The 15,891-nt window shown below is 45.0% G+C and carries 9 protein-coding genes; all 9 read left to right on the forward strand.

Annotated features, from left to right (window positions below; genetic code table 11):
• Position 1: 1 nt before the first annotated feature.
• The 9 genes from OCV54_RS10680 (at position 2) to OCV54_RS10720 (ending at position 15,872) form a co-directional block, all read left to right on the forward strand.
• Entirely contained in the window at positions 2–1,114 is a 1,113-nt protein-coding gene (locus tag OCV54_RS10680) for a SpoIVB peptidase S55 domain-containing protein (protein ID WP_022216688.1), read from the forward strand.
• Between the two features lie 110 nt (positions 1,115–1,224).
• Positions 1,225–3,342, forward strand: coding sequence for a SulP family inorganic anion transporter (locus OCV54_RS10685; RefSeq protein ID WP_055144066.1), 2,118 nt, complete (start codon positions 1,225–1,227; stop codon positions 3,340–3,342).
• Between the two features lie 245 nt (positions 3,343–3,587).
• A complete protein-coding gene (spo0A, locus tag OCV54_RS10690) occupies positions 3,588–4,391 on the forward strand; it encodes a sporulation transcription factor Spo0A (RefSeq protein WP_015533551.1) in 804 nt (267 codons plus the stop codon).
• Positions 4,392–4,534: 143 nt separating this feature from the next.
• Complete coding sequence (gene spo0A, locus OCV54_RS10695) at positions 4,535–5,347, forward strand: sporulation transcription factor Spo0A (RefSeq protein ID WP_015533550.1); 813 nt, start codon at positions 4,535–4,537, stop codon at positions 5,345–5,347.
• Positions 5,348–5,507: 160 nt separating this feature from the next.
• On the forward strand, positions 5,508–6,446 hold the full coding sequence (locus OCV54_RS10700) for a M14 family metallopeptidase (RefSeq protein ID WP_022216686.1): 939 nt from the start codon (positions 5,508–5,510) through the stop codon (positions 6,444–6,446).
• Positions 6,439–7,377, forward strand: coding sequence for a M14 family metallopeptidase (locus OCV54_RS10705; protein ID WP_015533548.1), 939 nt, complete (start codon positions 6,439–6,441; stop codon positions 7,375–7,377). Before OCV54_RS10700 ends, OCV54_RS10705 begins: the two co-directional genes overlap by 8 nt.
• 168 nt (positions 7,378–7,545) lie before the next feature.
• The gene (locus OCV54_RS10710; protein WP_015533547.1) at positions 7,546–11,298 is read left to right on the forward strand and encodes a phosphoribosylformylglycinamidine synthase; all 3,753 of its coding nucleotides are present in this window, start codon (positions 7,546–7,548) and stop codon (positions 11,296–11,298) included.
• 208 nt (positions 11,299–11,506) lie between these two features.
• Positions 11,507–13,219 carry a DUF6541 family protein gene (locus tag OCV54_RS10715; protein WP_055223938.1) on the forward strand — a complete coding sequence of 571 codons (1,713 nt, stop codon included), beginning with the start codon at positions 11,507–11,509 and terminating at the stop codon, positions 13,217–13,219.
• The gene (locus OCV54_RS10720) at positions 13,182–15,872 is read left to right on the forward strand and encodes a YfhO family protein (protein ID WP_055223940.1); all 2,691 of its coding nucleotides are present in this window, start codon (positions 13,182–13,184) and stop codon (positions 15,870–15,872) included. The genes OCV54_RS10715 and OCV54_RS10720 overlap by 38 nt, the downstream gene beginning before the upstream one ends.
• Positions 15,873–15,891: the final 19 nt, after the last annotated feature.

Below are 15,891 nucleotides of genomic sequence, written 5' to 3' on the forward strand. Positions count from 1 at the left end.
TATGAGGCGATATAAGAAGGTGATCATATGGGTGGCTGTGGCGGATCTGTTGCTCCTTGCAGCACTATTGGTTTTATGTGTGTTGGTGGACAGACGAGTGGATGTTGGAAGGTCAGAGAAGACAAGCTCAACACTTGATGGGGTAGTGTCAAGGGCGACCACGAAGGATGCGGAGTTTGGAAGAGATATATTTGACCGGCCTGTAGTTCCGTCCGGCGAGGCGATGGGAATCTATATGAAGACGGAGGGAGTCTTGGTGGTGGATGTGTGCAGCTTTAAAAATGAAAATGGCGAGTCCTGTTGCCCTGCTGATGGAAAGGTCTGTACAGGGGATTATATTGTGAGTGTAGACGGTATGGAGATATCTAAGAGGTTGGAGCTGCTTGATATTGTTGCTGAAAGCCAGGGTGATAGCTTGTCCGTGAGATATATAAGGGATGGGGAGGAGAAGGTCTGTAGCATCACGCCGGAAAAAAACGAGAATGGCGCTTATCTGCTGGGCGCGTGGGTGAAGGATGATGTGTCGGGAATAGGCACGGTTACATTTGTCGACGGAACAAATTTCATGGCTCTTGGACACAGTGTGTCGGATATAGATACGGGAGTTATGATGCGGTGCAGCACCGGTGGAGTGTACACAACGGATATTACAAATATAAGCAAGTCATACTCCTCGGAACCGGGAAGACTTCAGGGAAGCATCGCATATAGAAGATCTTTGGTCGGTATTATTGATGGCAACAGTGCCAGTGGAATATATGGACATCTGGACACCAGCTATTGCCAGGCGAAATACGGCGATGCGGAGCGTATGTATATAGCCAGAGGTCATGAAGTCCGCAAGGGGCAGGCTTATATATATTCCAGAATGAGCGGCGAGCTTGAGAAGTATGAGATAGACATAGAGTATGTGGACAGGAATTCATCCGACAAGAATATAGAATTCCACGTGACCGATGATGCCCTCATAGACCTGACGGGCGGAGTGGTACAGGGAATGTCCGGTTCCCCGATCATCCAGGATGGCAAGATAATCGGCGCCGTCACCCACGTATTCGTAGACGATCCAACCAGGGGGTATGGGATTTTTATTGAAAATATGCTGGAGGAGTGAAATTAATCCTGTTTAGTGATAAAATTAAGAACAGAAGTGCCGGACTTTAGCATAAGGCAGACCGGCACACACAAACATCCCAGGAGGGCAAGAAAATCAAGGTTTCAAAAATTTCATTATGTCATACACTAAAGAATTATAAAAAAGAGAATTTGCTTTCTGATCTTTTGACAGGAATTATCATAGCGGCGGTGTCCATACCGATATCGATGGGGTATGCACAGATAGCCGGGCTGCCGGCGGTATATGGATTGTATGGGTCGGTGTTCCCGATCATAATATTTGGATTGCTGTCCACGTCGAGGCAGTTCGTGTTCGGTGTGGATGCCGCGCCTGCGGCGCTGGTCGGAGCGGCACTGGTGACGCTGGGGGTTACGCCGGGAACAGAGCAGGCGATGCAGGTCGTTCCTGTGATAACATTCTTTACGGCGCTGTGGCTGCTGGTATTCTTCCTGTTCAAGGCGGGCAAGCTTGTAAATTACATATCGACTCCGGTCATGGGCGGATTCATATCAGGAATATGCACCACCATCATACTCATGCAGGTGCCGAAGCTCTATGGAGCCGGAGCGGGAACAGGAGAACTGTTCGAGCTTGTGGAACACATAGCAGAGACGATAGGAGATGTAAATGTGCCGTCGATAATCATGGGACTTACGGCTCTTGCGGTACTGCTTGTTTCAAGAAGATTCATACCAAAGTTTCCGATGGCGATATGCGTCATGGCAGCGGGAGCGTTGCTGTCCTGCGTGATAGATATGGATGAATACGGAATAGTATGTCTGTCGGAGGTGAGCAGAGGACTTCCACAGATCGTTGTACCACAGATAGATGAGAGGATGCTTCCAAATATCATGACGGTCAGTCTGTCGATAGCAGTAGTAATCATGGCGGAGACGCTTCTGGCTGAGAACAATTTCGCCCAGAAGAACAGATATAAGATAGACGATAATCAGGAGCTTCTGGCATTTGGAATGGCAAATCTTGCAGCGGCATTCACAGGCTGCTGTCCGATAAACGGTTCCGTGTCCAGAACCACAATGAGTGAGCAGTATGGAGGCAGGACACAGCTCACTGGAATATTTGCAGGAGTAGTGATGATCGTGATCCTCGTGTGTGGAACGGGATTTATAGGTTATCTGCCGGTTCCGGTGCTCACGGCAATCGTCATCTCCGCACTCTACAGTGCTCTGGAATTTGATCTGGCGGCAAAGCTGTGGAAGGTGAGTAAGGTGGAATTCTACATATTCTGCGGAGCTTTCCTAGGTGTGCTGGTACTTGGAACGATAAATGGAGTTCTTATAGGAATCATACTCTCATTTGCCGCAGTCATAAGGAAGGCTGCGGACCCTCCGAGAAGCTTCCTTGGACTGGTACCTGGACATGAGGAATTCCTTGCGCTCGAGAGGTTCAAGCATGCATACCCGATACAGAATATAGTTATTTACAGATTCAGCAGTAACCTGTTTTTTGCAAATATAGCCATATTCCAGAAGGATATCATGGATGCGGTGCAGGATGACACAAAGGCTGTAATAGTGGATGCGTCCGCCATGGGAAGCGTGGATGTGACGGCTGCCAAGACCCTCAGGATCATGTATGATACGCTGAAAGAGAAGGGGGTGAAGCTCTATATCACGGAGCATATAGGCCAGCTCAACGTCCAGCTCAGAAAGCTTGGACTTGGCGACATGATAGAGGCAGGATGCGTGAGACAGACCATGGAGAGAGCACTGTCAGACTGCGGCCTTGAGAGTCCATATCCATTGGTTGGTGTACATAACAGTTATCATGACATCAGGAGAAAGAGAGCGGAGCACATGGCTCAGGAGCTTGTGTGGGCATTTGGCGATGATGCGGAAGATGTCATAGAGAAGCACATCCGTGAATCCATAGGCAGTATGAAGAACGGAACCGGGGTTGAACAGCTCATGACCGGTTTCTGGAAGCAGATGGATATACAGGATGAGGAAGAATGGCTTGAGCATATGGAGGCCCACATAGAGGAGATCGTGAGGGCCACAGGCGAGGATGAGGACTCTGTTGCAGAGCGTATCGAGCGCAGGCGGAGCCAGCTTCTTCACAGGCTTGAGAGCGAGCATCCTGAATTTGTCGACAGATATAAGGCGAGAAGAAAACGAATGGATGAGCACCTGAAGGAGCACAATCCGGCGGCCTATGATGCGATCATAAGACTCAGAGAAAAAGAACATACAAAAGAGAAGTGATCATGCGCGGCATATCGACCCGAAAAGGGAAGATATGCCGCATTTTTTCATTAAATGTGCGTATGTGGTCTGCTGGTGTCAGCCGCAGTAGAAAAAATGTTTTCCGGAAGCTGATGCTGTCGTAACTTGCGAAGTTCTATATATTCCCAAGAAAACTACATTTATATATAATGTTCGTAGTGGAATAACAGGAATAAAAAAGTAAATATTGTTATTCCGTCACTATACTTGGGAAGGAGTATAACATGAGTCATGTTAAAGTTATGATGGTAAAACATGACAAAAGAGAAATTGAACAGCTAAAGCACGTATTTGAGGATATGCCTGATTATGAGTACATTGGATGTTGTGAGAAGGGTGACGAAGCTGTTAAGAAAATTGCAGAAGATAAGCCAGACATAGTGATCGCGGACGAGGTTATACCCGGTACGGATATCACGGATATGGTCGAGGGCGTATCTGGAAATAAGAACCTGAGAAATGTCAAATTTGTGCTCTGTTCATCGAAGCAGCACAGAAATTATCTGGACTTTGTATTTTCGACGATAGGTGACAAGGCAGTGGTGAGACTGCTTGAACAGCCATACGATGAGAAAAAGGTCAGAGGTGTGCTTGATGATGCATGTAAAGGACGCGGAAGCAATACAACCCAGCTTCTGAAGATGGATGAAAATGAGCAGAAGACGGACGAGCTGGAGGCGGTGGTGACCAGGATAATCCACGAGATAGGAGTCCCGGCGCACATCAAAGGCTACCAGTATCTCAGAAGCGCGATAGTCATAGCTGTGGGGGATATGGATATTTTGAATTCTATAACAAAGCAGCTTTATCCGACGATCGCCCAGATGTACGGCACAACTGCATCAAGGGTGGAGAGAGCCATAAGACATGCCATAGAGGTGGCCTGGAGCAGAGGAAAGATAGAGACTATCAACGAACTGTTTGGTTACACCATAAGTGCGGGCAAAGGAAAGCCTACGAACTCAGAATTTGTCGCCCTCATTGCCGACAAGATAAGACTGGAAGCGAAGATGAGAAATGCAGGGTAATTTGTAGTAAAATGTTGTCATAATATGTGATATTAAAAACGATATTAAAAGCACTTGACAAATTATATCATATTTAATATTATTATAAAGCAGTTGGGATAAGCGCTTAATCCTGTAAATTTATACATAACAAGGGAGATACTATGGGAAACAAAGGGATCGAAATTGTAATTGCTGATGGCGACAGCACACAGATAGCAAAACAGATCGCCACATATGCATCAAAGGACGAGATGAGAGTAGTTGATATGGTCAGCACCGGGGATGAAGCGGTGGAATCAATAAAGCTCTACAAGCCGGATATAGTGATACTGGACATTTGCCTTTCGGGAATGGATGGCCTGGGAGTGATGGAGCATATGAGTGAACTGCCTGAATATCAGAATACGATATTTGTGGTACTCACATCGGTGTCATCACAGAGACTTATAAGATGTGCATTTGAGATGGGTGCGACATATTATATCCTGAAGCCGTACAATCCGGTGCAGCTTGTGACAAGACTCAGACAGATGTATATGAAGAAGAAGGAGCTTGAGTCAGGGCTGAACGACAAGCTTACATGTCTCACAGAGAAGAGTATGGCACACAAGATAGAGAATACTATAGAGAGCGATGTGACGGATATCATCAGGGATATAGGTATTCCTGCAAATATAAAGGGCTACCAGTACATCCGTGAGGGCATCATCATGGCGGTCAACGATGTGAACATGCTGAACTACATAACAAAGCTTCTCTATCCGACGATAGCGAAGAAATATAAGACCACATCCTCCAGCGTGGAGAGAGCCATAAGACATGCCATAGAGGTGGCGTGGAACAGAGGTCAGATAGACACCATCAACGATTTGTTTGGATATACAGTGAATGCGGGAAAAGGCAAACCGACAAATTCCGAGTTTATCGCACTCATAGCGGACAAGCTCAGAATAGAGTATAAGAAAAGGGCATAACAGGCTCACAGAGTAGGCAACATACCTTGAAGAACTGACAGTTATCATGTATAATAACTTAGGTACAAGAAGCAGGATACGGCAAGTACCCTGCTTTTCTTTATGTACCGGGATAATTTGCAAAATTACTAACGAATAAATAATACAAGGTGGACAAAATATGATAGAAACTGTAGTATCAGCTAACATGCTGATCGGGGAAGTCATGAGGGTGAAGAAGAACCATCTGGCTCCGGATTTCCCAACTGGAAATGAAAAGAGGCTGTGTATTGTGTCCGGTATACATGGGGATGAGGTTGCCGGACAGTACATATGTTATGAACTGATCAGAAGGATCAAGAAGGATTTTGACAAGCTTACTGGAATCGTGGATGTATATCCATTTATCAATCCGATGGGACTTGAGGCGCAGTACAGGGATGTGCCGGTATTTGACATTGATATGAACACTCTGTTCCCAGGTTCCAAGGACGGAACTGTGGGAGAGTACACAGCGGCAAAGGTCATGAAGGACATAGAGGGGGCGGACATTTGTGTTGATGTCCATTCCAGCAGTGTGTACATCAAGGAGATCCCACAGGTCAGGGTTAATTCTGACGTGGCATCGGATCTTGCTCCGTATGTTGCGTGCATGAATGTGGATGTTGTATGGATACATCCGTCGTCTACGGTCATGGAGGGAAGTCTTGCACATGCCCTCAACGAGATCGGAGTCAAGAGTATGGTAGTGGAGTCCGGCGTTGCCCTCAAGATAGATTACGATTACTCGAACCAGATAGTGGACGGACTGTTCTCTCTTATGAAGAAGATGGGAATATGGCAGGGCGAAGTCGAGACTGCACATAAGCCTAAATTTGCAAAAGACAAGGATGTTGTATTTGTAAATGCTGAGAGCAGCGGAATCTTCCTTCCTGTGGCAAAGCACTCAGAATATATACAGCAGGGAGAGATCATAGGAAGAATTGTAAATGTGCTCACGGGCTCGGTGGAGGAGACCATCAGGTCGCCGAGAAGCGGCATTGTGTTCTCACTCAGAGAATATCCGGTTATAGAAGAGGGGTCACTTGTGGCCAGAATTTTCGGAGGTGGCCATGAATAAAGAGATCATATATTCCATGAACACAGCCTACAGAGGAGAGTACGAGATACAGGGATTTTCCTATGGCAGCGGAGACAAGGCTGCATGCATAGTTGGTGCCATGAGAGGAAATGAATTTCAGCAGCTCTACATAAGCTCACTTCTGGCAAAGAAGCTTGGGGAGCTGGAGGCGAGGGGCGCCATAGTATCAGGGAAGAAGATACTTCTGATACCATCAATCAATTACAGCTCGTTCAATGTGGGCAAGAAATACTGGATAACAGACAATTCAGATATAAACAGATCATTCCCAGGCAATCCTGAAGGTCAGGCGACAAGCCGTATTGCAGCGGCGGTGATGGAGAAGGTCACCGGCTACGCATACGGAATACAGTTTGCGAGCTTCTATATGGATGGTGAGTTTATCCCGCACGTCAGGATGATAGAGACAGGCAAGCAGAGCAACAGCCTTGCCAGCCAGTTCGGTATGCCGTATGTATTGACAGCGGAGCCTAGATCATATGATAAGGCAACGCTCAACTACAACTGGCAGATGCGCGGCACGGAGGCTTTCTCGGTATATTCGGGAGTTACCGACACCATCAATGGTGAGAGTGCCAATCAGGCGGTGTCCTCAGTGCTCAGATTCCTGACACGTATGGGCGTTATAAGATACAACTGCCATGCGGGATACATTTCCACCATCATGGACGAGGAGGATCTGCTCAGCATAAGGTCCGAGCATGCCGCCGGCTTCTTCAAGAAGCTTGTCCAGCCGGGAGACGAGGTTGTACGAGGCGACATAATTGCAAATATCATCAATCCGATGACGGGCGAGAATACGACGGACATATACGCACCGACGGATGGAATCATATTCTACTGTCAGAATTCACCTATGATATACCAGAATTCGGTGATATTTAAGATGATACGAAGACTGCATAACTAGCATGGAAAGTTATGACATATTTGGTGAAAATGCAGGGTTAAGATACAATTTTATGCTTAAATAAGCTGAAAATAGGCAAAAAGATAAAAACTACTACAAAAAAAACAAGATAAATGCTATTATTAAAGAATTGAAATAACAAAAACGCTTTTACTATGGAGGTATGACATGAGTAAGGTCAAGAGAGTGTATGTTGAGAAAAAGCCTGACTATGCGGTCAAGGCGAAGGAACTTCACGAAGAGATTAAGAACTATCTGGGTATCAAGGCTGAGTATGTGAGAGTGCTTGTCAGGTATGATATTGAGAACATATCAGATGAGACATATGCAAAGGCTCTTGAGACAGTATTTGCTGAGCCGCCTGTAGATGTGATCTATGAGGGTGAGCCTGAGCTTGCTGCCACAGATAAGGTGTTCTCAGTAGAGGCGCTTCCAGGTCAGTTCGATCAGAGAGCCGATTCAGCAGAGCAGTGTGTAAAGCTTCTTGCAGAGGATGAGGAGCCTGTTATCAAGACTGCCACAACATATGTACTTTCGGGCGACGTGACAGACGAGCAGATGAAGGCTGTCATGGACTACTGTGTAAACCCTGTTGATTCAAGAATATGCGGTATGGAGATTCCTGAGACTCTGGTTACAGAGTTCCCTGAGCCAGCCGATGTTCATATATTTGACGGATTCAAGGACATGGCAGAGGCAGATCTTAAGGAGCTTTATGACTCACTTGGACTTGCCATGACATTCAAGGATTTCCTTCACATCCAGAACTATTTCAAGGGTGAGGAGAAGAGAGATCCATCCATGACCGAGATCAGAGTTCTCGATACATACTGGTCAGATCACTGCCGTCATACAACATTCTCAACAGAGCTCACAGATGTAGAGTTCGACGATGGAGATTACAAGGATCTTCTTGAGAAGACATTTGACGCATACAGAGCAGAGATGAAGGAGATGTACAAGGACAGAGATGACAAGTTTGTATGTCTCATGGATATAGCCCTTATGGGTATGAAACAGCTCAAGGCAGCAGGCAAGCTCGATGATATGGAAGTGTCAGACGAGATCAACGCATGTTCCATAGTTGTCCCTGTAGTTGTGGACGGAGTAGAGGAAGAGTGGCTCGTATTCTTCAAGAACGAGACACACAACCATCCTACAGAGATCGAGCCATTCGGTGGTGCTGCTACATGTCTTGGCGGTGCTATCAGAGATCCGCTCTCAGGAAGAGGTTACGTATACCAGGCTATGAGAGTTACCGGTGCAGCTGATCCTACAAAGTCTCTCAAGGACACAATGGAGGGCAAGCTTCCACAGCGTAAGATCGTGACAACAGCAGCCCACGGTTACAGCTCATATGGTAACCAGATCGGTCTTGCAACAGGCCTTGTAAATGAGATATATCATCCAGATTATGTTGCAAAGAGAATGGAGATCGGAGCAGTTATGGGTGCAGCTCCAAGACGTGCTGTAAAGCGTCTCACATCTGATCCGGGAGATGTAATCATCCTGCTCGGCGGACGTACAGGCCGTGATGGCTGTGGTGGAGCAACAGGTTCATCCAAGGCTCACACATCACACTCACTCGAGACATGTGGTGCTGAGGTTCAGAAGGGTAACCCACCTACAGAGAGAAAGATCCAGAGACTCTTCAGAAGAGAAGAGGTTTCATCTATTATAAAGAAGTGTAACGATTTTGGTGCCGGCGGTGTGTCAGTTGCCATCGGAGAGCTGGCAGACGGACTTGTGGTAGATCTTGACAAGGTGCCAAAGAAGTACGCAGGTCTTGACGGTACAGAGCTTGCAATATCAGAGTCCCAGGAGCGTATGGCTATAGTTGTCGATCCTAAGGATGTTGACACTATGCTCGGATACGCTGAGGAGGAGAACCTTGAGGCTGTAGTAGTTGCAAAGGTTACAGAGGAGCCTAGACTTATCCTCAAGTGGAGAGGCAAGGACATCGTGAACATCTCACGTGCATTCCTCAACACAAATGGTGCTCATCAGGAGACTCAGGTCAAGGTTGAAGTTCCAAGCAAGGCAGATAATTACTTTGCTTCAGTTAAGGAGCCTGAGGATGTCAAGAAGGCATGGCTCGATACACTGTCAGATCTGAATGTGTGCTCACAGAAAGGACTTGTGGAGATGTTCGACAGCTCTATCGGAGCAGGAACAGTCACAATGCCTTACGGTGGAAAGTATCAGCTCACACCTACACAGACAATGATCGCAAAGCTGCCTGTACTCAAGGGTAAGACAGACACTATCACCATGATGAGCTACGGATTTGACCCATATCTGTCAAGCTGGAGCCCATATCACGGTTCAGTATATGCGGTTGTTACATCAGCAGCCAAGATAGCTGCAGCAGGTGGAGATGTAAGCAAGATCAGACTTACATTCCAGGAATATTTCAAGAGACTTGGAACAGACCCATACAGATGGGGACAGCCACTGGCAGCACTCCTCGGAGCATATGATGTTCAGATAGGACTTGGACTTCCGTCTATCGGTGGAAAGGACAGTATGTCAGGTACATTCAATGATATAGATGTACCTCCAACACTTGTATCATTTGCAGTTGACGTGGCAAGCTACATGGACGTTGTGACACCTGAGCTCAAGAAGGCAGGCAATGTTCTTGTGGAGATGGATATAGAGAAAGACGAGAACGACATACCTGTATATGAGAATGTTCTGTACATGTATGACCTCCTGAACAAGAAGATCAAGGAGGGCAAGATCCAGTCTGCATACGCAGTTGGATTTGGCGGTATCATAGAGGCTGTCAGCAAGATGGCATTTGGAAATAAGCTCGGTGTTGAGCTTGAGGATACAGTCAGCAAGAAGGATCTTGTTGCCAAGAACTATGGCGCTATCATTCTTGAGGTTAAGGCAGCAGATCTTGATCAGCTCGGAATTCCTGTCAAGAAGATAGGTAAGGTTACAAAGGAGCCTGTATTTACATACAAGGATGTCACGATCACTATGGACGAGGCTCTTGCAGCATGGACAAAGACTCTTGAGAAGGTATTCCCAACAGAGTCAAATGTTCCACAGACAGAGATCAAGACTGGACTCTTCGACGCCAAGACAGTTTACACATCAAGGAACAAGGTTGCCAAGCCAAAGGTATTCATACCTGTATTCCCTGGTACAAACTGTGAGTATGACTCAGCAAAGGCATTTGAGAGAGCAGGCGCAGACGTACAGACGATAGTATTCAGAAATATGACAGCACAGGGAATCAGAGATTCTGTTGACGCATTTGCAAAGGCAATCAGCGATTCACAGATCATCATGTTCCCAGGCGGATTCTCAGCCGGTGATGAGCCAGACGGATCAGGTAAGTTCATCGCAACTGCATTCCGTAATGCGAAGATCTCCGAGGAAGTCATGAAGCTCCTGAACGAGAGGGACGGACTTGCACTTGGTATCTGTAACGGATTCCAGGCACTCATCAAGCTCGGTCTTGTGCCTTACGGCGAGATCAGACCACAGACAGATGATTCACCTACACTGACAATGAACAGCATCGGACGTCATCAGTCCAAGATGGTATACACCAAGGTTGTAACAAACAAGAGCCCATGGCTGAAGAAGGCAGAGCTCGGCGGAGTATACACAATTCCTATCTCACACGGTGAGGGACGTTTCGTTGCAAGCAAGGAATGGTGCGAGAAGCTCTTTGCAAATGGACAGGTTGCAACACAGTATGTCGACATGAACGGCAACCCAACCATGGACGAGTACTACAACGTCAACGGTTCATACTATGCGATCGAGGGTATCACAAGCCCAGACGGACGTGTCCTTGGTAAGATGGGTCACTCGGAGCGTATTGGACAGGCTGTAGCTGTAAACGTATACGGCGACCAGAACCAGAAGATATTCGAGAGTGGTGTGGAGTATTTTAAGTAAGATGAAATCATGTCACACGGATTATATCCGGTGATATACCAATAAAAATAGCACAGATGTGCAGGAGTCATAAACAGTTTTAGATGACTGAGAATACGGGGACAGGTGAGAGTAGATTCCATACCTGTCCCCGTTTGTCTTTATATTTATGCGTACTGACTGCCGGGGATGATGTGGCAGAGCTTTGACGACCGGGAGGAGATTCTGCGTGATAGAAAAAAAGAAAAACAGAATAGAGATTCTGGGAATTGCAATGCTGGTGCTTCTGATAAGTGGTGTATGTATGATCCCTTGTTTTAAGACAGGCCTGCCATACGGTGATGACCAGCAGGTTCATATGCTCAGGGTGGAGAGTATCCTCAAAGCGCTAAAGTCAGGGCAGGGATACCCTGTATATATATATCAGACTATGTTGGAAGGGTATGGCTACGGTATGGGAATATTTTACCCTGATTTGTTCTTGCTGCCAGCCGTTCTCTTCAGACTTCTGGGGGCATCACCGGAGATTGCAATGAAGATATATATATATGTACTGATGATATGTACGGGACTTACTGCGTATTATACAGGGCGGAGCATTGGCAGAAGCCGTTGCGCGGGTGTTGTCACTATGGTGCTTTACACAATGGGACATTATCATCTTGAGGATGTATATACCAGATTTGCACTTGGCGAAATTGCTGCCATGGTATTTATTCCACTGGCGTTTCTTGCTCTTTACGACCTGACTGAGATGGGACACAGTAGAAAAGGCCTTTTATGTGTATCATATTCGTGTCTTATGCTTTCACACACGATAAGCTTTGTATTATGTGTAGTAATGGGAATAATCTGGGTGTGTGCGAGATGGAAAAGAATTGCGGCTTGCAGAAGACTTATTGGGGCTGTGTGTATGGAAGCTCTTGCGTGTGCAGTACTTACATGTTATTATTGGCTTCCTGTACTTGAACAATTTGCAGATGGAAGGTTCTATGTAAGCAATGAACCGGCATTTTACACACATGAGGAGACTCAGACACTGCTCGCGATAGTGAGTGGAAAGTATTCGGTTGCATTCATTGAGATTGGAATACTGGCACTTATGGTATTTGTCAGTATATATAAAAAAGTATATAATAAAAAGGCTTTGATGTGCCTTGTGACAGCGGCGGTGCTTCTTGTATGCGAGACAAAGATTTTTCCATGGAAACTTATCGACAGAACTCCATTTGTCAGTATACAGTTTCCGTGGAGGCTGAATATGTTCACAGAATTCTTTGTGGCACTTGGTCTTGCACTTCAGTCAGTGGATATAATAAAGCTGTTGCCATCATACAGAAGAAATGCATGTTTATGTGCGGCTGGAAGCATACTTATCGGTATTTTTAGCCTGAATATGGTATGGAATATAGAACTTGGTGGCTATGTGAACTATCCGGAAGGTTATGCGGATAATGCAGGAAGTACAGACAGCATAGGGTTCTGGGAGTGGCTTCCAGCAGAAGGGGATCTTGCAACATCTGTCGGAGCAGAAAGCAGCGGGATGGTAAAGTGCGAAGATACTTACATACGGGGGCGCTATGGATCAGACGGAAGCTATGAGTTTGATGCGGGTAAAACTGCGGGGGAGTGCATAGTTCCAAAGTATTATTATAAGGGATATGAAGCAATAATGGCTGATGGACGGAAACTGACGGTAAGCAAATGTCTAAATGATGGATTGGTAGAAATATCAGTTTCGCCAGAGGCAGGTAAAGTTGTTGTAAAATATAAGGGGACAAAGATTCAGCATTGGTCATGGAGAATAAGTATATCAGCGGTCTTGCTTATGTTATTGATACTTATAATGCAACATGCTGTCGAAAAAGGAAAAATACAAAGTTATATGGAGTGGTGGAGTAATTATGGAAAAAAAGAAAATCAGGTCAAGAAAAATTGTTAAGTATGGAATGGCATTTCTGATTCCTATCATATGTATAGTGATACATATGATGATGACAGACTGTTATCCATTTGGAAAGAATACTATACTGCTTGGAGATTCTAATACCCAGTATTATGCGTTTTTTGTGGAATTATCAGGCAGGATAAGACAGGGAAAATCAATTTTTTTCAGTTGGGACATGGGACTAGGATATGATTTCTATACTAATTTCTTTTATTATCTGGCAAGTCCTGTCAATCTAATAGCAGTTTTGTTCGGCGGTTCACATATGGAGCTGGGAATGATCGTCAGTATGTGTATTCAGGTTGGACTTTGCGGAGTTACTATGACCTATTTCTTATCGCATACCAGCAGAAATAAAATGCAGCACGGATGGCTGAATGACATACTCTGTGTTGTGATGGGAATGGCTTATTCCATGTGCGATTATATGCTTGCATATCAGTATAATCTCATTTGGCTTATATGCCTTCTTCTCGTGCCTGTTATGATGCTTGGCGTTGAGAGACTTATTGAGGGCGGTGATGTGAGACTTTATTTTGTGATGCTTTTCATGTCATTTGTATTCAACTTCTATTTTTCGTGGTTTGTGGCTATGATAGCTGTGATATGGTTTATCGATGTGAAAAAGGATAGCTGGAAAATGTTTTGGAAGCGTGGAGTGAAGTTTGCACTCACATCTATGACGGCTGCACTCAGTGCATGTGTTGTACTTGTGCCGTGTTTCCTTGCGATAGTTGGAAGAGAAGGTGCAAGTTCACTCACAGAAGATATACCATTTAGCAAGTTTGGTAATTTTGCAAATTTGTTCCAGAGCTTTTTCTGGGGACATGATATAGATATAGCTGGAAGAACTCTGTATGCAAGGAATATGTATATGGGACTGTCTCTGCTTTTCCTTGCGGTTGTATATGTGTTTAACAGGAATATACAGCTTCGGGCAAGAGTTAAGAGACTGGTGGAGATAGCGCTGCTTGTTGCCTGTCTGAATCTGACAGGGGCACTGTATGTTCTTCATGGGTTCACATATCCACATCTATATTCTTACAGATATGCTTTTATTCTTGTCATACTTCTTATTGTTTCAGCTTTTGAGTGTGCTGTGAACTGGACGAAGCCGGGGATTCGGGAAGGGATACTGACCGGAGTTGTATTTCTGGTTTTCCTTGGGGGCGTTTTTCTGGCAAACAATGAGGTGCAAAATGTAGTCTGCTATATGGTCACGATTCTGCTTATTATATATTTGTTTATGGTATTTGTATTGCAGGCCAGAAACAGCATAAAGATAAATTCTCTGATTGTGAATTTTATAGTAATACTTTTTGTGGAACTGATATCCAATGCCGTATATGTGAATACGGATGCATATACTACGGGCAAGGAGCATCTAGGCGGGACTGACGGATGGAGAGCCATATATAATGAAAAGGACAACAGTGATCTTAATAGAAAGACATCCTGGATTTTGTCACAAAATAATACAGTCTATTCAGACACTAATATATTCTCTTCAATCATAAATACAAAAGTGACATGGCTTTTTGATGCGCTTGGAATGGTGTATCAGGAACACGGCGCTACATATGCATACAGAAATACTACACCGGTAACTGCGCTTATGTTCAATGTAAGAAATGTATTATCGGATGCAGATGCATATTATGGTGGATATACAAAGGAGCAAAGTTATAATCTGAAAAACGATGTGTACGATATAGATGATGAGATTGCATGGTATACAACAGACTATGCTGTGGGAGCGGGCTTTTCTACAGATGGCAGTATAAAAGATTGGAATGTGTCAGACGTAGTTCCGTTTGAGGTGCAGAATGAATTCGTGAAAGATGTGTCGGGAGTTGAAGGAGTGTTCACTCATGTTTCACCGGATGAACTGACTGATTTTGATGTGAAATATAGAGGATGCACTCCGGATAGACAGGTCTTGCCGGATGGAGTAACTTTGGAGAGAAAGACTGATAAAAATGCTTATACATACATGAATGTGTCACTCGATGAAGATTACCATGCCACACAGATTTATATGTTTACAGCTCCGAGGGATATGCATCTGTATGTGAGCCTTGAGGATGCAAATAAGCTGTGTAATATTGTAACTGTAGACGGAAATGTGATAGCGGATATAAATGAGTATGACGCTTATCCCTCACCAAAGGATGTACTTGATCTCGGCGAGCTGAAGAGTGGGCAGAAGGTCGAGATACAGGCAGTCAATCTGTCCACAGTCCTTAAAAAAGGAGTAACGTGTATAGATTTCTATGAATATCACGATGACAAGATGCAGGAATGCAAGGAATCAATTAAGGATAGGACACTTTCACTTGACACAGTGACATCTACATATGTAAAGGGTACGGTGACAGCAAAGGAGGATGGTATATTGTATACATCAATTCCTTATTACAGAGGCTTTACAGCGTATGTTGATGGAAATAAGACCGATATAACACCGTTGGCAAACGGTGCGCTTGTGGGTCTGGAGCTGACAGCAGGAACACATACAATAGAATTCAGGTATGTAACATATGGCTTTAAGCTAGGGCTTATGTTATCTGCAGCAGGATGGCTCATAGTTGTATTATACATGGTGAATCTCAGACGCAGCAGGAAAAAGAAGGTACAGGCTGCATAGAACAGATAGCGCAATAAAT

The sequence above is a fragment of the Coprococcus aceti genome, from assembly GCF_025567285.1.
Classification (GTDB): Bacteria; Bacillota; Clostridia; order Lachnospirales; family Lachnospiraceae; genus Coprococcus; species Coprococcus aceti.